This window comes from Oceanococcus sp. HetDA_MAG_MS8 (assembly GCA_019192445.1).
Classification (GTDB): domain Bacteria; phylum Pseudomonadota; class Gammaproteobacteria; order Nevskiales; family Oceanococcaceae; genus MS8.
This window is the reverse complement of sequence record JAHCMK010000004.1, coordinates 135,867-156,469: the sequence shown is the minus strand read 5'-3', so window position 1 is coordinate 156,469 and position 20,603 is coordinate 135,867. Positions and strand designations below refer to the sequence as shown.

Here is a 20,603-nt window from a genome sequence, read left to right as displayed (position 1 = left end):
CCCTGGCCAAAGACGTATAGACTCTGAATGGCATCCCCTGACGATGCCCCGCCTAAGCCCCGTTTTGATTGTTGTCGAAGACCATGACCGCGCTGCTGCGGAGTACGGAGCGAGTGGGCTGTTCTGGAAGCCTGGCCCACAAAGCGCCCAGCTCCGAGCCTAGCGATGACGGACGAAAACTATGCCTCCAACGCCTCTAGTGCTTTATGACGGATACTGCAGCTTCTGCAATTCCTGGGTACGTTTCATCCTGCGTTATGAGCAAGGGCCGCACTACCATTTCATGCCCTTGCAAAGCTCAGAGGCAGCTGCGCTGCTTGGGCCTTTTCAACGCGACCCGCAGAATCTCGATTCAGTTTACGTTCTTGAAGATGGGCAGCTCTGGGAGCGCTCGGACGCGGCGCTACGGATAGTTCGCCATCTGCGCTGGCCGTGGAGAGGTTTGGCACCACTGGTATGGGTGCCGCGAATTCTACGGAATGTGGTGTATGACGCCATTGGCCGTTACCGCTACCAGTTATTCGGCCGCAGTGACTATTGCGCTGCTCTCAGCGTTGAACAGCAACACCGCTTCCACCACACATCCCCACCCCAGACGGGCAGTGGCTGATGAGCAGTGCGGTAGGTTTGCCCAGTGCATTCGTTGTACCCAACTGGGTTGACCTTTTCTTGATGCCGCGAAGAGCAGCCTGATGAGTGGAGCTAACTTTGATGGAGGCCAACAATGACAGATGCGATAGCAGCCACTGGAGCCTCGGCCTACATGCGGCCGGCACTCAGCATTAACGAAGTGGCGAACCCCTCTCAAGATACGGTGCAAACCGATCAAACTACGCCCACCACGCCCTTGGAAAACTCTGCAGCAACCACCGTGGCAGCGAGCTCGGCTAGCAGTGAGCAGGGCGGTGCCCAGTCTGAGTCGCAGCAGCCGCCGGCGTCGGAACGTGGTCCTAACCTGGATGTGTATGCCTAGCGCCCCTTAACAGAAGTTCGTTGCATATATGAGCCCCTCAAATCGTCTGATACAAGGCGCGCTCCGCCGGGAATGGTTATTCCCTTGCCAAGGAGCGGGACACTAGACCCTGTTGAGGAGCACTAGCCTTCGGAGGAGGGCGCATGGCCGTGTCCGCACTGAGTTCTGCTTCTGTCGCTAGCGTCGTCGCACCCACTCTAAGTAGGGCCGCCGTGCCGCAGCCGCAGCCCGCTGCAACTATCGAGCAGGAAGATCGCTCTAGCGAGGTGCCTGATGTATCGGCTGACCAAGGTGACGCCACAACTGAGGCTCAGCAACAGCGGCAGGAGCAAGCGCAAATTCAAAGCCTACGGGCGATTGACCGCGAGGTGCGCGCCCATGAACAGGCGCATGCCAGCGTAGGCGGGCGCTATGCGGGTAATCCGGTTTATACCTTCGAGCGCGGTCCAGATGGCGTTTACTACGCTATTGGCGGCAAGGTGGACATCGATACCGCTCCGGTTCCGAATGACCCCGCAGCCACCATTGAGAAGATGCAAATTGTGCAGGCGGCAGCTCTCGCTCCCATGGAGCCCTCGCCTGCAGATCGCCGCATCGCCAGCGAAGCTCAGCGTCGCGAGTTGACGGCACAATTCGAGTTGGCCGCTGACGATAGAGCGGGGGAGTCTCAGTTGAATATCGTGATTTGAGCTCCCTGATCTACACTGCACGCTGAGACCTTTGCGTGAACCTTATGCGAATTGCTGTCGTCGGCGCGACCGGCATGCTGGGCCGCCATGTGGCCGATGCCATCGCGGCCAGTGCGCACGAACTGATATTGATTCACCGCGGCGGGCCTAGTTCTGAGCGTCTGCATGGCTTGAAAGCGCAGCAGCGCATTGCGGATCTCGACCAGCCTGAATCCTGGCCAGATGCTCTGCAGGATGTCGAAGCGGTTATTCAATGCGCAGGCTTCTATCCACGCGATATTCGTCCCTGGCAGGAGGATGTTCTGCAAGCCACACAGCAAATGCAGAGCTTCTACAAGGCCTGTGCTCAGGTACCCACGCTGCGTAAAGTGGTGTACCTCGGGGCTGCTATCGCATTGCCAATGGCCGGGGCGGGCCAGCTTGCGCATGCGGACTTGCGCTATTCCGGTCCACCTGCCAACAAGAACCCCTACATCCAAGTGAAGTGGGCCTTAGATGAGTTGGCGTTGGAACAGGCGCATAAGGGTTTGCCCTTAAGTATCGCGATTCCCTCGATGACCTTTGGGGAATATGACTACGGGCCCAGCACCGGGCAATTATTGCTTGGTGTCGCCCGTGGTGATTTACCAGGCTACGTGGCGGGCCAGCGCAACGTCATTGCCGCCAGCGATGCCGGTCGTGGCATTCTGGCCGTGGCTGAACGCGGGCGGAGTGGCCAGCGTTACCTGCTCACCGGCCACAATACTGATATGGATGAAGTTGTGGCCTTAGCCTCGGCTTGGGCGAAGCGGAGTCCACCCAAAAAAGTGCCGCTTGCTCTGGCCCGTTTACTCGGCGCCTGGCAAAGCCTGCGTTATAGGCGGGGCGGGCCATTTCCCAAGATCACCCCAACAGCACTCGCTGTGATGAGCGCAGGACAACATTTGGACGGCAGTAAAGCCCGTGAAGAGCTGGGGTTTAGCGCGCAGCTAGACTTAGCGAGCACCGTGAATCGGGCCCTAGACTGGTTCTCCGCCGAAGGCTACTTGGATTAAGCCTGCTGGGGTGGCCTGGTCGGTCATGCTAGCGGGTGAGTGCTGCGGAGGGCTTAGGCTGGAAAAGCAATCACGTGGTCCATTGCAACCCGGATGCCCAGGTCCTGCCCGACCTGATGGTTATGGTGGCTGGGTGTCAGGGTTTTCAGCCTTTGCCCGTCGGCTATCTCCAGCTCGAATAGGATGTTGGCGCCGCGGAAGCTGGCGTCGACGATGCGTGCTTTGAGCGGGCTGTGGTCATCATGTTGAATGTCATCCGGTCGTAACAGCACCATCACTTCCCCTTGACTGGGGGGCAAAGGGCATACGGCCGGCAGTTCACCGATGGCTGTATGGACACGCCCGGCTGCATCGAGCTGGCCTTTGAGCCATACGCCGTCGCCCACGAACTCGGCGACGAATTGGTTGGCCGGTCGGTGATAAATATCGTAGGCGGAGCTCCACTGGTGTAAGACTCCACCGCCGAGTACGCCAACATGCTGGCTCATGGCAAAGGCTTCATGTTGGTCATGGGTGACCAATAAGGCTGTGGTCTTCGTTTGACTGACGATATCCCGAACTTGGCGCGCTAAAACGGGGCGCAAACTGGAGTCCAAACTGGAAAAAGGCTCATCCAGCAAAAGCATGGCTGGCTGCGGTGCCAGCGCGCGTGCCAGCGCAACGCGTTGCTGTTGACCACCAGAGAGCTGATGCGGATAGCGTTCACCTAGCCCGCGTAGACCTGTGAGGTCTAGCATTTGCTGCGTGCGTTGCTGAACTTCCGCGCGCGGACGGTCGTGCAAGCCAAAGCCAACATTGCCCGCAACGCTGAGATGAGGCAGCAGGGCCAGATCCTGGAACACCATCCCCACGCCTCTTTGGCTGGGATCGAGTGTCATTCCAGGCCGGCTGATCACACCTTCACCCAAGATGATTTCGCCGCGGCTTAGTTCGTGGAAGCCGGCAATGGCACGCAATAAGCTGGTCTTGCCACAGCCAGACGGCCCCAGCAGGCAACCCAGGCTTCCACTGGGCAAGGTGAAACTGATGTCGCTGAGAATCGGCCGTCCGGCATGATGGATGTCGATGTTTTTGCACTGTAGCTGCATAGGCTTAACGGCTGGAGGCCTTATTCCTGTTGCGGAGCAAAAGACTCACGGGAATTAACCCCGCAAGCACGATGGTGAGGGCGGGGAGTGCGGCGCGCTCATATTCTCCTTCGGCTGTGAGTTCAAAAACGCGGGTCGACAGGGTATCGAAGCCACTGGGGCGCAGCATCAGGGTGATGGGCATTTCTTTGATGATGTCGATCAGAACCAGAGCCACCGCACCTGCCACAGTACTGGCGATCAGTGGGAGGTGGACTCGACGGAGTAGGTGCAGCCCGGTATAACCCTGGAGGTGCGCTGCTTGGTCAATACTGGGTCGAATTCGCGTTAGCTGTTGGGCAATTGGGGTGTGGGCCACGCTAAAAAACCGTGCCCAGTACCCCAGCAATAAGACCACCAGAGACTGGGTGAGCCAGCCAAGGCCAAACCAAGAACTAGTCCATTGCTCTAAGTCGGCCAATGGAGCGAACAACCCCACAGCGATGAGCGTGCCGGGCAGGGCATAGCCTATGCCGGCCACTCGCTCTGCGATCAGTACGCCGCGGCTTGGTTGACGGCGGGCTAAGTACGCCATGGTAATCGCCATCATGGTGAGTAGCGCCGCGCCCAAACCAGCGATCATTAGAGAGCGGCGAAGCCATTCAAAATATCTGGAGTCAAGTTCGGTTGCTGCGCTGGACCATGACCAGCTCAGCAAGGTGGCTAAGGGGATGCCGGCAACAACAACCACAAAACTCGTCAAACTCAGGCTGAGTAACCAGCGCTTCAAAGGTGACAGACTTCGCAAAGGGAGTTGGCCATGACCATCTTGTTCCAAGCGTTTGGCACCCAGGCTCAAGCGGTGGAGTAGGACCAAACCCAGGGCGGATAGGACCAGCACCGAGGCAAGTTGCAGCGCGCCCTGTAGGTCAAAGAAGCCGTACCAACTTTTGTAGATGGCGGTAGTGAAGGTTTGCACGTTAAACAGGGCGACAGTGCCGAAGTCGGCCAACACTTCCATACAGACCAGCATCAGTCCCCCAGCAATCCAGGGACCAGCCAAGGGCAGGGCCAGACTCCAAAACACCCGTCTTCGGCCAAGACTGGATGCCATGTCGAGCATGCTAGGGCTGATGCTGACAAAGGCATTCCGGGCAATCAGATACACATAAGGGTAGAGCGTAAGGCCAAGAATCAGCCCAGCTCCGGCTAAGCTGCGAAACTGCCACAGGGCGGTGTCGGCACCGGTCCACGCTCGCCATGCCGTTTGCACGGGGCCGGCAAAATCCAGCCCAGCGATAGCCACGAAGCCCAGCACATAACCCGGTAGAGCCAAAGGTAGCAGGAGCAGCACATGGATGAGACCGCGGCCTGGGAAGTCATAGCGGGCCGTTGCCCAGGCCAGTCCGGTACCCAATGAACCGGCAATGACGGCGACCTGCAGCATCAAAATCAGTGTGTTCCGGCTGACCAGAGGCAGCACCACGGACCACAGGTGCTGCCAATGCTGTGTGAGCGGATTACCCAGGGCCGCCAGGCTGGCACTGATGGCGATGAGTGTGGGCATGCCCAAGGCCAGCGCCAAAGCTGCATAACCCAACCGAGGCGCCCAGCCAGCTCTCAGCACCGTTGCCAGCATCAAGTTCTGCCTTTCATAGACATGATTCCGCACCAACGCCAACGCCGAACACAATCATGTGTTAACCCGCTAGCGGTAATCAGGCTCAGTAGTATCCAGCCCGGTCCATGAGCTTGACGGCAGTGGCCTGTAGGCGACCGGCTTCGTTGACATTAATAAGGTTGGGCTTGAACTCTCCCCATGCGGCCACCGCGGGCACTGCGTTTACGGCAGGGTTGGCCGGGTACTCAAGGTTCATTCCGGCAAAATCGCCTTGGGCCTGCGGCGAAGCCAGCCATTCCAGGAGCTTCTGCGCCGCTTGGGCATTGTCGGAGGCCTTGAGCACGCCCGCACCAGAGACATTGACATGCACACCAGAGCCATCTTGGTCTGGCCAAAAAATGGCCAGAGGGAGCTCCGGGTCCTCGCGGAGCAATCGCCCGTAGTAATAGGTATTCACGATACCCACATCACATTGACCGGCCGCAATGGCTTTGAGTACGGCCGTATCATTGGAAAACGGTGGCGTTGCCAAGTTGGCCACCCAGCCGCGGACGATATCTTCGGCGGTATCTTCGCCGTATTCGGCGATCAGCATGGCCACCAAGGACTGGTTGTACACCTTCTTACTCGTACGCAAGCATAAGCGTCCTTTCCACTCTGGCTTCGCTAAGGCGGCGTAGCTGCTCAGAGTTGAAGCGGGAGCCCGCTGGGGATGATGCACCAAGGTTCTGGCACGCACCGACAAACCCACCCATTGCAGATTGGGATCGCGCAAATGGCTGGGGATGGCCGTTTCTAGAGTGGGTGAGTCCAGTTCGGCAAGTAGGCCGGTTTGGGCGGCCTCCCACAAGTTTCCAGCATCGACGGTAATCAATAAATCGGCTGGGCTGGTGTTGCCCTCGGCACGCAAACGCTCGAGTAATGGCCCTGCGCTGCCTGTAACCAGGTTCAACTTTAGCTCCGGGTGGAGTTGTTGATACTGCTCCAGCATGGGACCAATCAATTGCTCATTGCGTGCGGAGTACACGGTTAGAGTTGTGACATTCGAGCCTGCTTTGTCTCCGCACGCGCCGAGCACTAAAACGAGACAAAAAGAAGCAACGCGAAGAAGGGAAACCATCGTGAGTCCTGAGATGAAGTTTGGAAGTCCTGAGCCACATTATTCTGCGCGGGGCAGATGCTCGGCCTGCACATTGCATGGCCAGCGTTGTTGATTGGTAATCATACGATGCTCAGGATTGCCGCATGTCTGAAATCCCGCCTATCGGAGAGATTTGGTTCCGCCGCGACGGTTTTGTCCTCTCTGGCTTCTGCACTTCGTTGGCCTTCGCGTGTGTATTCGCGTTGGCACAGCCGCAAGTAGCGTCATCAAAAGATGCCTTGGAGCGGGCCACAGAACAGAAACCATTCCACACCGAGTCAATGCACCTTGGCCAAAGTGTTATGACGCCTCCCAGGTTCCAAACCACACTACCTCAGCACACACCATTCGGTCGCGAGCATCCACAAGCTGTGTCCGCGGCAACGGCAAGGATGAGTCCGTCGCGCGGTAGTTTTCGCTGGGCCGTAGAAGCGGACTATGTAGGCCTACACTATTCTTCTCTTCCTTTGGCTTGGTCCCGCCTCAGCACCTGCAGGAGCCCAGCTGCTCAGGCTCCAGTTTCAGCGTACTGTCCGTCTGAAGAACGCCCTGAGGTGAGCGCCTTCCATCCACTGGATAACGCCGAACAATCGAAGTTGCCGTTGCGAGGCTTTGGCCTAGTGTTGTTCCCCTCCTGGGAAGGTGGCTGGCTTGCATTGCCCTTGGGTGGAAGCATAATTCCACCGCTTGAGCATCTGGAGCGACCTGAAGATTAAGCTTCGTTGTGTGGTCTTGCTTTGCAACTGAACACGGCTACTCAGTAGGTGAGATGGGTAAGAAGCGATTTGCGAACCGCGTCTTTCTACGGGCAAAATTTCAACAGGAGGGGCAACCGGCACTATTTTGATGTCGGCATGCTTTTTGCGAAGTTGCGCACCGAGAACCTGCGCCCTTAATTGAGAGAGCCGACATCATGAATCGTATTGCCCATGTAGCGGGTGCGCTTTGCACCGGCTTAGTGCTTGCCGCCTGTCAGGGTGGAACCCCAACCAACACAACCACCGGAGCCGAGTTCCGGCAGGACTCCAACGCACAGGCGCTGGACAAGGCCACCATCGAGTCCATGCTGACCCAGCCGGTGTACTCCGATATTCAGCGCAGCGAGTACCTGGTTGAGGGAAGCGATGGAGCCTCCTTGTGGGTCAATGTGTATCGCCCGGTGGATGCCGACATCAAAGTCCCGGTGATCCTGGTCAAAACGCCCTACCAAATTCTGAATTTGGACCCGGTTCAGCACGAGGCGGCTTACTCCCAGTCGCTGGTGGACTACTTCGCACCGCGTGGTTATGCCGTCGCCTTCGCGGATGTGCGGGGCAATTACAACTCCGGTGGTTGCATCGAGCAGACGGGCCCGGTGCAGTGGCAGGACGCCTACAACATCGTGGAGTTCCTAGCGGCTGAGGAGTGGTCCAACGCCAAGGTTGGCATGTACGGAGCCAGCTATGACGGCGAGACCCAGATGGGCGCGGCCCTGCTGAATCCGCCCAGCCTCAAGACCATCATTCCCACCGCCAGCGTGAGCAATCAGTACGAATACTCGTTCTATGACGGTGTGCCGTATTCGCTGGGCGCCATTCCCACCAATGCCGCCTACTTGGCCATCAGCTTGGCGCCGGGTGTGCACCAAAATGCCCTCACGACCTATCACGAGCGCCTGCTGTGCATGCCAGAGAACTTCATCAACGCGCTGGACCGCAGCGGCGACTGGAACGATTACTGGAAGGAGCGCGACTACCGCGTGGGGGCTGAGGATATCCAGGCCAGCGTGCTGCACATCCATGGTTTGCAGGACTGGAACGTGAAACCCAACCATGTGGATGGTTGGTACAACGCGCTTACCAGCGAGAAGCGCGCTCTGTTTGGTCAATGGGGCCATGCCTTTCCCAACCGCGAGGATTGGAACTTCATCCGCCACCGCTGGTTTGACCATTACCTGCACGACATCGACACCGGCATCTTGCAGGATCTGCCGCCGGTTCTGATCCAAAATTCGGATGGCTTCTGGCATGCCGCGGACAGCTTCCCGCCCCTAGCTGCCGAGGAGCTGCGCTGGCATCTCAATGCCGATGGCAGCATGGGGCCGGTGGCCGACGCCGCTGTGGCGCAGGCCATTCAAGATATCCCCCAAAGTGTAGAAGGCAACGAATTGCCTGGAGTCGGCGAGGGGCTGGCTGGACTGCTCGGCACTCCAGATCGGTTGGTCTTCCAGAGCGCGCCCCTGAGCGAGCCCTTGTATCTGCGCGGGCGACCCGTTCTGAGTTTGAAGGTGCGTACGGAGGCCACCCAAACCCGCTGGGCCGTATTGCTGGAGCAGGTCAGCCCTGATGGGAATGCGACCTGGATCAACCGAGGGTACCTGAGCACCCGTCAGCTACATGGCACCGATGACATCCACGAGCTGACACCGGGCGACACTTATGTGGCCGATATCCGCATGTTCCCGCAGGATGATGTGGTGCCCGCCGATCACAGTCTGCGACTCACCTTGCGCAATGTAGATGACTGGGTAGAGCAGGACAGTACCTACGCCACCAGTGAGGTCGACCTGGGGCTGGAGGGCACGGTGCTGCATTTACCCCTGGCCGACAACACACGGCGTGTTCCTGCCGACAAGCTGCGGCCCGGTCTATAAGTAGGCGCATTCAGCGCCAAGCTGAGCTCATAAGCGCGCCCCCTGGGGCGCGTTTTCTTTGGCGGCGGTTTAGCGTTTGAGGCGCGCGAAATCGGCGCGGCTATGTCGTTCTGGAAGCTGCTCGCTGGCGTCGCCCCAGGTGCGATTGACCATGCGCGCCCGCTGTGCGGCGGGGCGCTGAGCAATGGTCTTCGCCCAGCGCTGCACATGGCGGTATTCCTGCACCTGCAGGAACTCGCCGGCGTCGTATAGCAGGCCACGCACGAGGGCTCCGTACCAGGGCCAAACCGCCATATCGGCAATGCTATAGCCCTGTCCGTTGAGGAATTCCCGCTCAGCCAGGCAGCGATCCAGCACATCGAGTTGGCGCTTGGTTTCCATGGCAAAGCGGTCAATGGCGTACTCAATTTTTTCGGGCGCATAGGCGTAAAAATGTCCGAAGCCTCCGCCCAGGTAGGGGCCTGCGCCCATCTGCCAGAACAACCAGTTCAGGGTCTCGGTGCGCCCATGCGGATCATCGGGTAGGAAGTGCCCAAACTTCTCGGCCAGGTAAAGCAGGATGGAGCCCGACTCAAAAACCCGAATGGGGCTCTCAGAGCTATGGTCAACAAGTGCCGGAATTTTGGAGTTGGGGTTGATGTTTACAAAGCCTGAGCCAAACTGATCGCCTTCGCCGATATTGATGAGCCAAGCATCGTAATCTGCAGCGTCCACCCCTAGCTCCAGAAGTTCCTCAAGGATCAGAGTCGCCTTCACACCATTCGGCGTCGCCAAAGAGTAAAGCTGCAGGTTGTGCTGCCCTTTGGGAAGCTCTTTGTCATGAGTAGATCCAGCGACTGGGCGATTGATTGCAGCGAAGCGGCCGCCGTTGTCGGGATTCCAGGTCCACACGGCAGGCGGGGTATAGGTCTGATTGGTACTCATGACTGTGTAATCTCGATAATGATGTTTAGCGACTGTGACATGCCGCCGAGTGACCCGCATGTCAGCCAGATGACGGCTCCATGACGGTGTCCAAGCTGTTGCAATCGCCACTGGCGATTCTGCGCGCTGGGAGCCTTCAGAGTGAACGGCGGGTATCAGGAAGGCGCTTGCGGGATTCGTATGAAGTGGAATGCTTCTTCAGGGGAGGTTTTGAGCGCGCGCAGGGGGATATCTCCTTGTGTGGTTCTCCAGCGCAAATCGGCGGCATCCAACTGATCGGGCTGGCTCAGTAGATCTTCGTCCCAGCCTTTAGCGCTTGGTCCACGAATCATGTCCAAGGCATGGATTAATGCATCGTCTCGCAGTACAGCGGCGCCGCGGTTCATTTGCAGCCAGAGCTGGCCATCCCCATCCAGCCAGGCAGCACTCAGGTCATCGCAGAGCCTGCCTGTGTGATCGATGAGCGCCGGTTCTTGCGCGGCCGAGCTAGGAGCTAAGTGCACAATCCACGGGGCGATGTCGAGTTGCACATGCACACGCTGCGGCCCATTCTGAAAGGCAAAGCCCCCATCGCCGGTGGCTCCATAATTGCGCCCGATGAAAGCGACGAGCGCGGGATTGGTGATGCGCTCTCCTTGAAGGCGCCAGCCCCCGCGTCGATCGAGGGAAAGCCACCCATAAGCGTCCGGCACATCAGGCCACTGCGCCATAGCGCGTTTTACTCGTTCATCCATACGCTGGATTATCCTCCCAGAATGCAGACGCGCGCAGTTCTTCGCCTAGAGCGGCCTCAAGTCATCAACCCAGGGGCCGACGATGTACACACCCTGAAGCCGCCCATCTAGCAACAGCAGTAGGGCAAGCTTGGCTCCATAGCACCAGACTAATCGTCTTCTTCTAGGCTAAATAGCGTTTGGCCGTTGGTAATGACCACCTTGCTGTTATTCGAGGTGGCGAGCTTTTCCATAGCCTCAATCTGCCGAAACTCCAACACCATTGGTGTGAGCCCCTGCGACAGTACCTGTTGGGCGTCACGGGTTGCTTCAGCCTCGATGAGCATCCGCTTGGCTTCCAGTTCTTCTTGCTGAATAACAAAGGCCATACGCTGCGCGTCTTGCTCGGCCTCCAGCTTTTGCTCAACGGCTCTGGCTAAACCAGGTGGTAGCTGCACACTTTTGAGCAGGACCGCTTCGATGACCAGCCCTCGCTCGGCCAGGTACTTCTGCATCAAATCCCGGATATCAGATTCAATGCGTGCACGCTGGGCACTGTGCATGTCCTTGGCCATGAATTTGGAGGACACATCAGCTGCCGCCGAGCGGAACACCGGAAGGATGATGTCATCTTCGTAGCGCGTGCCCGACTGCGTGAGAATGTCAAAAATTTGATCTTGCTGTATGCGATACAAAATGGACACTTCGGTCTGCACATTCAGACCTTCTTTGGAGGGGAGTGCAAGGTCCACCTCATAGTTTTCGGTGCGCGCGGGTAGCCGCATCACTTTGGTAAACAGCGGATTAATGACAACCAATCCCGGAGGGTGGACTTTGTCATCAAGCTTGCCAAAGGTGTTTTTCACCCCAACTTCATCCGGTTGGATGGTGGCGCATGCTGACAGCCCTAAGCTGAGACCTAAACTCAAAATGCGTATGCCCATGCCGTGTCTCCATTGCTTGCACAGATCAGAAATGGGCCAGTTAGCTGGCGCCACCCGCAGTGCGACTATGGGCGAATAGGGCAAGTTCCCAAGGCAGCTTTATTCGTTGCTGAGCTGCGTATTTCTCTGATCGAGAACTAGGAATGTTTCGCGCTTTGCCTGAATAGAGCGAGCAGCGATTACTCACGAGAGCATGGCCGACCCCGCCCTAGAGATCGGCATGATCTGCGCAAAAAAAACCGCCGACTAAAAAGCCGGCGGTGTTTTGTGGTCGGGCTGTCGTTGCAGCCCTGTACCCCCAAACTTGGCCCTGTGTTGCAAAGGGCAAAGCGTAGGCATTGCATTCTAGCTGGATCGGCGTGGTTTAAAAATCAGTGACTTATGAATTTGTGCAACATCAGGTTTCGGACTCATAGCGCAGCTACGCCCGGATTCGCCTGAGAATAGAGCGGCTATGGTCGGATTTGCAACACGCTGGGGTCAGTCTGCTACGTCTGGATTCGCCGAAAAGGCTATTGGCAGCTATGACTGGATTTGCTTTGGTCGCCAGATGGCTAGAAACACCGCGATCGGCACGCGAAATGGGGCGTTTCGAGACAGGTACGCATGGGAGCCGAGGCAGCGCGTGCCTCGGGAAAAATTACTGACTGCTGGTGATCGGCACAGTCAGTGCCGCAGGAGAATCAGAACTTTTCGTAGTGTGGGTATGCTTCCGCATTGCGCGGATAGAGCTTCACGAAAAGATCTTTGGTGCCCATTTGAGTGCACGATTCCAGCTTGGACATCTTGGTGAGGTTCGGGCAGAGCCAGCGCCCTCGATCAATTTTGTTGCCGATGGATGACGCACTGCCGGAGTTCTGCCAAATTGCCAGCGCTGCTTCGATCGAAGTCTTACTGATCAAGCGCTTGTTTGCGAACAGCCTGACTGGAATTTGCTTTGTGTCTAACCAGGTGCGTTGAAACTGACGCGGGGATTGTTTGAACCTCTGCGAGGCCTTACTGACTTCAACGAACTCTTCAGCGATTCGCCGACGCAAATTTTGGACATCCTCTGATCTGAACATCCAACGCCTGCCGAAAACAGACGCTACAACTAGCCATTCCTGCTTGACCAGTTCGCGGATGTATCGCGGCGACAAGCCGAGTTCAGTCGCTACTTGCTTGCTCGACCACATAGCAATTTTGCTGGTGAAACGAGTATGCGGTCCCCGTATGTTCGCGTCCGGATACGTCACGGTCGACGGATCGTTGATGTCGATTCCGGCAAGCTGACTTCTTCGGAAAAGGTAAGTCGCCCCGCCGTCGACTCCCGGCCCACTGACTGGTTGGATGTTGCGTGCCCGAAGTTTGTAGATGGCAGATCGGGTCGGAACCCCGCACCGCTTGGCGTAGGAAGATCCAAATTCGTACCGTTCCTCGAACTTGTTCAATTCACTTGCACTGATTCGCCACTGCACCGCACTTGAACTTGATCCGCGATGTGCGGGTAACAAGCCAATTTTTAAGAGTTTCCTAACCGATTCGGTATTCGTCCCGAGCTGATCTGCTGCATAAGCGAGGTCATATGCGTCGGGTATTTCGCATTTGTGGCGAGGAGCAACTTCTGCTTTATCCACGACGATCTGGCCGAGCCCGCCGACATCAGGGCAGTTGTATGCAGAGATCTCGTTCGATTTGATTCGATCAAGTATCCAGCTGAGCGAACGCTTGTACTTTCCTGTCCGAATGAGGCGCAGCGGCAATCCGTCCCCATCCGGCAAGGGATGTCCGCGAAGTCCGATCAAGAGAGCGTTTACTTCGGATGCGGAGTATCGCCCATCGGCGAGGTGTGCCAACTGATTAGCCTTAACCAACGACTTCAGGCATGACAATCCGATTCCGAGGACTGCCGCGGTCTCAGCGGCTCCGAGCGATGTGAATCCGAGATTCCTTGCGTGGAGTGGCTTTGCATATTGATGGAGCAGATTTTTTGCCAGATCACGTGTCTGCGGCGAGCCGCTTGCAAGCAAGGGCATGAGAAGGATTCGCGGATGAACAGCCTGACTAGATGAACAGGTTGGCAGGGCATCCGGCCAATTGCCATCAAATAAAACAGGGTACAACTCTGCCAGGACCTCATCGGAGAATTCGATGCCGAGCGCTTTCCAGTAGCGTGTCAGGCGACGCAGTTCGGTGAGTCGCTCGATGCCTGATTGGTCCTGAGCGGAAACAATCTTCGGCAACAGGCGAGCCGCTGCATCCGAACACTGCTTCTGTGCGTCGGCCATTTCTGACAGATTGCAGCCGCATTCGAATCGAGCACTTTGAACAGGCCAGTTCGCGCCACAACATGGGCAGCTGTCGACAAGAAGTACTCGGTGCTCGGCGCAGGCCACAGAGGCCACGTGATCCCAGACAGACGCCGCGTAGCCCTTGTCCATCAGGCATCGCGCGCAGAACTTCGGGTGCGACAATTGCAGATCGCCGAGCCGAACGGCCAATCCATTCCAAATGATGTCGTCACTGCGACCCCGTCCAGTTCTGGCGTACTCCACTTGCGTGATGCTCGCATCATCGATGCCCATTGCGGCGAGCGACTTCCTCAATTTGTTGGGATTGCGAGCCATAGCCGGCAGGGCCGATGCTGAATGTTCGATATCCGGATTCACGGCGAAAGCCAACTGCGTCAGGGAACCATAGAAGTTACCCATACATGCTCGCCTAAATAGGCTCAGAGGCGATTCACCTGGTTGCAGCTTCGGAACAAATGGCAGCGGCTGGGGCATTTTTAAGCAGCCAGCGGCATGATGAGGTTGTTCACGGCATCATCGGTTGCTGTGAATGGATCGACATCACCATTGTTCACCGACCGCAGGACGGCGTCTGATTCTTCGCGGCGTCGTTGGATCTCCTCCAGCCGAGTTCGAGATTGGCGTCGTATGGCAAACGCAGCATGAAAGTCGGTCAGCAAGATGTGGTCTCGGCCATCTCGATATGCATAAAGAGCGGCATCCGTGACTGCATCCTTGGTCCTGCTCGGATTACCTACGGTCGTGCCGAAAAACCGAGCTGCCCAGTTAGGGTTGTCGTAAATCTGCTCGGCGCTTTTGATGACGCCGGAATGTTGAATCACCGCATCGACAAGGCAATCAACGAAACTTGCGAATTCAGTGCAACCGGTCTGCGGCGGTGCAAATGGCTTGATCTCATGGACTTTCGTAAACCTTCGTTCGAGTTGGCTTTCGCCATCAATTAGCATCAAGGTTTCGGGCACACCCATGAGAATCACCGACAAGTGTGGAAGTCGGTTAACCAAATCCTTGATCCAGTTTCTAGCCGCCCTGAGGCTTGCGCTAGCACTATTCCGCGACACATTACCCAGGCCGCGCAAGTGTTGAAGCTCATCAATGATGATCGTCTCAACTTCGCAAGCTTTAATGGTTTCGCACAGACGGTCTGTCAACTGCTTGGTGTTCCCACTCAGATTCGCGTAATGCCCCAGAGTCTGGAGTAAGGTCTGAGCCATACTTTTTTGCGTGATGTTTGCCGGAAGGCTGACTGCCAAGAGTGGCTGTCGGCGTTGGTGGCCGAAATGGAATTCATCGGTGATTTCGGGAAATCGGCCTTTGAGAATCTCGATTGTCGTTGTTTTTCCAGTGCCCGCATCGCCTACGACGATCCCACTGCGGGGTTCTGACTGAGAAGCGTTTTTATCGACGATTTCGTCGATGAACTGCAACGTTGCTTCTATCTGATGGGTGTAGAGGACTTCCTCGCTGATGGACCGAACGATCTTGCGTTCGTCGTCATTGAGGCATTTCGAATCCGGAGCAAGAAAACGGCGGTATTCGGATTCAGTTTTGGCTTGGGTGCTCACATTGCTTTCCTTTTGATCTGGCTAGATTTCATCTTTCTCGGTTGAGTGCAGTGCGTTGCGCTGGGTTTTTCCTTCTCAAAGGAGCCCGGCGGCGTCACCGGTGTAGAACTTTTGGGGTTTGCCCTTGTGGTTGTTGGATCGGGAGGGCCACTTTTCGGTGCCTCCGGTTTAGTGCTTTCTGGCGGATGTTTGAGTGTTGTGTCCTCAGCTGGCCCGGTCCGCTTCTTCTTCTCGTTGAGCTTCATTCGCTGGTCGCGCATTTGGGCTCTGTTTTCGGAAAAACGGCGAAACGCGACAGGATCGTTTTTGTGATCCAGTGCCTCAAAATGCTCTATGCGAAGTGCCAGAGCGTCAGTGTCGGCCAGTCGTCCAATTCGACTGGCGATGTGCTTCTTTTTCAGTTCGGCTTTTAGCTTGTTGAGCTCGTACAGCGAGAGATTTTCGGTGAACTCAGGTTGAGTCGAATTGGCCTTTATTGGGCCATAGCCTCGATCGGGCACATCAACATAGACGATGCCAAGGTTGAGCTCATCAACTCGCAGTTCGACGCGACGTGACCGTCTGGATTCCTTTTGCTTCTGCTCCCAGGACCTCAGGGCATGTGAATACCAATGCAAGCCATGACACTCGACACGGCCATTTGTAACGATGCGGCTGACGGTCGTTCGTGCTGTGACCTCGGCGTCTTCAGCCGACAGTGTTCGAATGGGGATTCTCACGAAATTGTCTCCTCATTCCACACGTCGATAGGAGCGCGGCCCAGGGAGTCATGGCGGTTCTGGTGATACTTGTTATCGATCCAGTTCTGAACCTTCTCCTGCAGTTCGGCGAGCGTGATGGTTGCGAATTCCTGGGAGCGATAGTCACCTCGATCTGCCGGGTTCGAGAAGGTCGTTCCGGGTAGCTGGTGGATGAGTCGGTCGTTAAGGGTGCGGAACCAGCGCTCAACTATCCCCTTCTTGTTGGGATCATTTGGTTTGCAGTGTTCGACGGTGACAAATTGGTCGTCCATGAACCTGATGAATCCCGAGTCCGTGTAATCGCAACCGTTGTCTACGATCAGTTTCTGCATGATTCCCCTGGGGCGCCCCGGTGAAGCGACCATGGCCATCTGCATCGCCTTCAATAGTGTTCCGCCGCTGAAAGGCTGCAAACTAATGAAGGCGGCAAGAATGCAGCGGGTCCGGACATCAATAACTGCAGTCAGATACGGGCGGCCCAAATAATTTGGCGGACTTCCGTCCATTGGGCTGTCGATAAGAATCACATCCATGAGCTGACCATCGGCCATGCATGTTTCCAGCGGCTCGGATGCAACAAAGGCACGCCCTGCAGCCTTGTGGAGTCTGTTCGCTCTCGCGGTCCCAAATCGTTTGCGATCACGCTCGTACAGGTCGATCTTGTTGATCAGTTTGTTGACGATGTACTCAGATGGCACATCCAGGGGCTTTGAGGTGCTCGCGTTTAAGTTGGCTACTTGACGCATGACTTCCACGAAGACCGCTTTCTTTGGTTTCCGCTGAGTCGTCAAATAGTCCGTATTGATTGCGTTACGAACGATCTCTAAGACTTCGGGGGAGACATCGCGAAATTCAGCTCGGCTCGGTTTTGGCTTGTCTGTCAACGCAGCACAGTTGCCACCGGCGTCCCGCCATTTCTTCACCCACTCCGCAAGAGAAGATGGGCTCGGCGGCTTGGTGTCGCTGATCTGCTGAGCGATCGATGGAATGAGCTCGGCGATAACCTTTTTCGAGCAGCACCTGTCGGGTTCTAGGCGAACAATCGATTCGACGTAGTGTTTCCGACGGTTGCGACTGACCAGTTGTTTAGATGTCAACGCACGTGTGCATTCTTCATCCAGTGCGGCCAGTTCTCGAGGAACGTATGTGATGTTCAGGTGCCCGTCGCTCAGCAGCTTTTTGACAGCTGCCCACTTGTAGTGACGTGTATCGCCTCCAAGCACTGCTGCAGCGCGAAGCCCACTTTCATTGAAAGAGGCGACTTCAAATGCTGATTCGTAAATCTCGAATCGTGCCCCAATTTGAGCCAGGTTCTTGATTGGTTCCATGGTTAATCTCCAGTTTTGTGTAGGCGCTCCACTCGTGGTTGATCGAGAAGCGCAATTGGTTTTGAATCACCATCTGCTCGATGGAAAAAGGGTCGATGCCACAGTTAATGGCGAACAGGCGGGCCGATCCAACATCGCAGGGCGCTGACCTGATGAATTCCGTTAGATGCCTGGATTCGCTGTTGGGAATCACCGTTGTGATGCCTTTTCGGAGAGAGTCCCGGATTTGTTTTTTTGGCCACTCTTCCAGTTGTCTTTCGGTCACAATCCGGTGAGGGAGTCCCGCAGATGACAGCGTTTCACGGACAAAACGCATTCGATCAATCACATCAGGGGCCGAGAGGCGCCCATGTGGTTTGACGTCTATCACGAGGAATTCGCCCGTCGTTCGCACCGCTACGAAGTCGATAACCAGTTCTCGTCCTTTCGGACCCATGAGGCCGAGGGCCTGACTTCGAAACCCTTTCACATCAGGATCAATTTCCAGAGCTTTGGCTAGTTCAGGTTCGAGGCCCGCCTCGCAAGGAATTAGGCCGCCGTTTTTCCGGGATGGAACAAGGACCGTCTTTGCGTGTGGCCGACCGCCTCGAAACTTGCGAACGCCGTACAGAATCCCTGCGTCGTCCTTTGGCTTCGCGAACACGTCATTGATCTGATTTCGAAGCCGTGCGGCAAGCTTCGGGTTGCTTGGGAGCTGGGGCGGGGCGTGTAGAACACGCGTCAATCTGGTGGGTTGGATTTGCACTGAAACCTCCTTCGGGTTGCGAGGAGTTCAGATTGACAGGCAAAAATTCGATGTCCCAAAATGAGGGACGTAAAATCAGGAAAGTCCGAGCTCTAAATCCAGCAGGGCTATGAAAAAGATGAAGAAAAAAAATTTCAACGCCACATGAAAAGATATCGCGGATCAGTCAGGTTTGGGGACGCATTGAGGAGAGCCAGGGGGCCAGAGGAGTACGAGTACCTGGCGCGCACAGAAAAAGCTGACCGGCAACTCAATTTGAAATTGAGTGAGTCGTTGCCCTATTCGGATACCGAAAAGCGTTACCAGCGACTGATTGAAAAAATCGATGACCCAAAATTTCAGGCCCGCAGAGCAAAGAAAATTGGGATGAAAACGACATCCATTCGGGAACTTGCAAAGAAGGTTGGGGTGAGTAAAAACACCTTGCTCGACTACGAGGCGGGCAGGCGATACCCACCTTTAGAATTTGTCATTGAGGTATGCGTTGCCCTCGAAATCCGCCCTGATGGCTTGGTTCGGAAATGGTTTAACTGGCATCCAAACGAAAATATGCATGCTTTGGGGAACCTAGGGTTCGTGACTCACACGTTTCGGAACAGGCTGGGTAAGGTCAAGGGGAATGACAAGTCGAACCTGATCAGGTTTATTGCAACGGCAATTAATCTCGCTCACCATCATGCGACGGAGTGGGCCCCTGATCTTTCAAGGCAAGAGCGAATCAGCCAAATCTCACTAGTGACTGCATATTTGATGCAGGAGGTGATGGCCAATGGTCAGCCAATACATCCCAGTAGCATCTCGGCCAACTTCAACGCATGGGAAGGGGCGATAAAAACCGCGGAAGCTGAGTGGCTTAAGAAGCCGTTCTAACCCGTTTATGGCAAATCGATTTTTCTGGCTGAGTGATTCGGCTTAGAGTTACGGCGTTACACCAAACAAGTGCCGTAAAGACTCGGGGCAGTACAGACGCCGCAGGTACGGGTGTCCGTCGTCAAATGACTTGGGACTGGGTGGGTATTTCCGTTTAGGAGGATTGACCAAATCAGATTTCCTATGCAACCTTCTATGCGGCCGTGATCGGGGTCGTCATAGTGACGGCTATTTGCCCGATAAATGGGCTATCTGCAACACAGGGTTGAATGACTAGCGATTCCAACCCTCGGTTGCAAAGTACGGACTTCCGCTCCGTGCCTATGGACTAAACCGCTCGCGCGGTAGGGGTGCCTTCGGCTGAGGTTGGTGTTGGCGTGATGCGTGTGGTCTCTGTTTGAGGTCTGTGCCTTGAGGCATGTGCCTCGGACATGGAGACTCACGATGAACGCATCCCCCGAAGCCGTAAGCCCGTTGCGTCAACGCATGATTGAAGACATGCGGATGCGCAAGCTGGGCGATAAGACGCAGATTCAATACATCCGCGCCGTGAAGAAGCTGACGGCGTACTTGAAACGCTCACCGGATACGGCGACCGCCGAGGAGCTGCGGGCCTTCCAGCTCCATCTGGTCGAAACCGGTACGACCGGCACCACCATCAATGTCACGATCACGGGCCTGAAGTTCTTCTTCGATCACACCGTCGACAAGCCGGAAGTGATGAAGAAGATGAGCTCGGTGCGCGTGCCGCGGCGGATGCCGGTGGTGCTCAGCATGGAGGAAGTGGGTCGTTTGCTCCGGGGTGCTCTGCATCCGAAACACCGCGCGGCGTTGTCGGTGGCGTACGGTGCCGGCCTGCGGGCCAGCGAGGTGGTGCACCTGCGGGTCGATGACATCGACAGCGAGCGGATGACGCTGCGGGTGGATCAAGGCAAGGGCATGAAGGATCGCTACGCGATGCTCTCGCCGGTGATGCTGGAGCTGCTGCGGTCGTGGTGGCGGATCGCCCGGCGCCAGGGAAAGATGCTCGATCACGGATGGCTGTTTCCCGGGATAAATCCGATCAACCCGCTGACCACGCGGCAACTGAGCCGCATCATTCAGCAAGCCGCCGATGAAGCCGGCATCAAAAAGTCGATCTCGATGCACACCCTGCGGCACAGCTTCGCTACCCACCTGCTGGAGCGGAAGGTGGATATCCGACGGATACAGGTGCTGCTCGGTCACAAGAAACTGGACACCACAGCGCTGTACGCCCAGGTCGCCACCGAAGCCCTGCGCGAGGTGATCAGCCCGCTGGAGGATGTGGCCCCGCCGGCGTGAGTC

At 56.5% G+C, this 20,603-nt stretch carries 18 protein-coding genes; 7 read left to right on the top strand and 11 right to left on the bottom strand.

Annotated elements, in window-relative coordinates; genetic code table 11:
- Nucleotides 1-181: 181 nt before the first annotated feature.
- The 4 genes from KI787_09070 to KI787_09055 all read left to right on the top strand — a co-directional run bounded on the left by KI787_09070 (nucleotide 182) and on the right by KI787_09055 (nucleotide 2,696).
- Nucleotides 182-610 (top strand): DUF393 domain-containing protein, encoded by a 429-nt coding sequence (locus tag KI787_09070; protein MBV6630102.1) that lies wholly within the window; start codon nucleotides 182-184, stop codon nucleotides 608-610.
- Between the two features lie 114 nt (nucleotides 611-724).
- Nucleotides 725-973 (top strand): hypothetical protein, encoded by a 249-nt coding sequence (locus KI787_09065; protein ID MBV6630101.1) that lies wholly within the window; start codon nucleotides 725-727, stop codon nucleotides 971-973.
- A 143-nt stretch (nucleotides 974-1,116) separates the two neighbouring features.
- Nucleotides 1,117-1,662: a hypothetical protein gene (locus tag KI787_09060; GenBank protein MBV6630100.1), complete on the top strand. Its 546-nt coding sequence runs from the start codon at nucleotides 1,117-1,119 to the stop codon at nucleotides 1,660-1,662.
- A 35-nt stretch (nucleotides 1,663-1,697) separates the two neighbouring features.
- Nucleotides 1,698-2,696, top strand: a complete 999-nt coding sequence (locus KI787_09055; protein ID MBV6630099.1) for an NAD-dependent epimerase/dehydratase family protein — start codon at nucleotides 1,698-1,700, stop codon at nucleotides 2,694-2,696.
- Nucleotides 2,697-2,749: 53 nt separating this feature from the next.
- On the opposite strand, the gene KI787_09050 is transcribed toward KI787_09055, so the two are convergent.
- From KI787_09050 to KI787_09040, 3 genes are all read right to left on the bottom strand, one after another.
- On the bottom strand, nucleotides 2,750-3,784 hold the full coding sequence (locus KI787_09050; protein MBV6630098.1) for an ABC transporter ATP-binding protein: 1,035 nt from the start codon (nucleotides 3,782-3,784) through the stop codon (nucleotides 2,750-2,752).
- 4 nt (nucleotides 3,785-3,788) lie between these two features.
- A complete protein-coding gene (locus KI787_09045; GenBank protein ID MBV6630097.1) occupies nucleotides 3,789-5,402 on the bottom strand; it encodes an iron ABC transporter permease in 1,614 nt (537 codons plus the stop codon).
- Between the two features lie 85 nt (nucleotides 5,403-5,487).
- A complete protein-coding gene (locus tag KI787_09040) occupies nucleotides 5,488-6,504 on the bottom strand; it encodes an extracellular solute-binding protein (protein ID MBV6630096.1) in 1,017 nt (338 codons plus the stop codon).
- A gap of 934 nt (nucleotides 6,505-7,438) precedes the next feature.
- Here KI787_09040 and KI787_09035 point away from each other — a divergent pair.
- Nucleotides 7,439-9,157: a CocE/NonD family hydrolase gene (locus tag KI787_09035; GenBank protein MBV6630095.1), complete on the top strand. Its 1,719-nt coding sequence runs from the start codon at nucleotides 7,439-7,441 to the stop codon at nucleotides 9,155-9,157.
- 69 nt (nucleotides 9,158-9,226) lie between these two features.
- On the opposite strand, the gene yghU is transcribed toward KI787_09035, so the two are convergent.
- The 8 genes from yghU to KI787_08995 form a co-directional block, all read right to left on the bottom strand.
- The gene (gene yghU / locus KI787_09030; protein MBV6630094.1) at nucleotides 9,227-10,081 is read right to left on the bottom strand and encodes a glutathione-dependent disulfide-bond oxidoreductase; all 855 of its coding nucleotides are present in this window, start codon (nucleotides 10,079-10,081) and stop codon (nucleotides 9,227-9,229) included.
- Between the two features lie 155 nt (nucleotides 10,082-10,236).
- A complete protein-coding gene (locus KI787_09025; protein ID MBV6630093.1) occupies nucleotides 10,237-10,815 on the bottom strand; it encodes a DUF2946 family protein in 579 nt (192 codons plus the stop codon).
- Nucleotides 10,816-10,964: 149 nt separating this feature from the next.
- On the bottom strand, nucleotides 10,965-11,738 hold the full coding sequence (locus KI787_09020) for a prohibitin family protein (protein ID MBV6630092.1): 774 nt from the start codon (nucleotides 11,736-11,738) through the stop codon (nucleotides 10,965-10,967).
- A 683-nt stretch (nucleotides 11,739-12,421) separates the two neighbouring features.
- Nucleotides 12,422-14,503, bottom strand: coding sequence for a TniQ family protein (locus KI787_09015; protein ID MBV6630091.1), 2,082 nt, complete (start codon nucleotides 14,501-14,503; stop codon nucleotides 12,422-12,424).
- Between the two features lie 2 nt (nucleotides 14,504-14,505).
- Nucleotides 14,506-15,594: a TniB family NTP-binding protein gene (locus KI787_09010; protein ID MBV6630090.1), complete on the bottom strand. Its 1,089-nt coding sequence runs from the start codon at nucleotides 15,592-15,594 to the stop codon at nucleotides 14,506-14,508.
- Nucleotides 15,591-16,313, bottom strand: coding sequence for a Mu transposase C-terminal domain-containing protein (locus KI787_09005; GenBank protein ID MBV6630089.1), 723 nt, complete (start codon nucleotides 16,311-16,313; stop codon nucleotides 15,591-15,593). The genes KI787_09010 and KI787_09005 overlap by 4 nt, the downstream gene beginning before the upstream one ends.
- Nucleotides 16,310-17,662: a transposase gene (locus KI787_09000; GenBank protein ID MBV6630088.1), complete on the bottom strand. Its 1,353-nt coding sequence runs from the start codon at nucleotides 17,660-17,662 to the stop codon at nucleotides 16,310-16,312. The genes KI787_09005 and KI787_09000 overlap by 4 nt, the downstream gene beginning before the upstream one ends.
- Nucleotides 17,598-18,407, bottom strand: coding sequence for a hypothetical protein (locus tag KI787_08995; protein MBV6630087.1), 810 nt, complete (start codon nucleotides 18,405-18,407; stop codon nucleotides 17,598-17,600). The genes KI787_09000 and KI787_08995 overlap by 65 nt, the downstream gene beginning before the upstream one ends.
- 144 nt (nucleotides 18,408-18,551) lie before the next feature.
- On the opposite strand from KI787_08995, the gene KI787_08990 reads away from it, so the two are divergent.
- Together KI787_08990 and KI787_08985 are read left to right on the top strand one after the other, a co-directional pair.
- The gene (locus tag KI787_08990) at nucleotides 18,552-19,277 is read left to right on the top strand and encodes a helix-turn-helix transcriptional regulator (protein MBV6630086.1); all 726 of its coding nucleotides are present in this window, start codon (nucleotides 18,552-18,554) and stop codon (nucleotides 19,275-19,277) included.
- Between the two features lie 444 nt (nucleotides 19,278-19,721).
- Entirely contained in the window at nucleotides 19,722-20,600 is an 879-nt protein-coding gene (locus tag KI787_08985; protein MBV6630085.1) for a site-specific integrase, read from the top strand.
- Nucleotides 20,601-20,603: the final 3 nt, after the last annotated feature.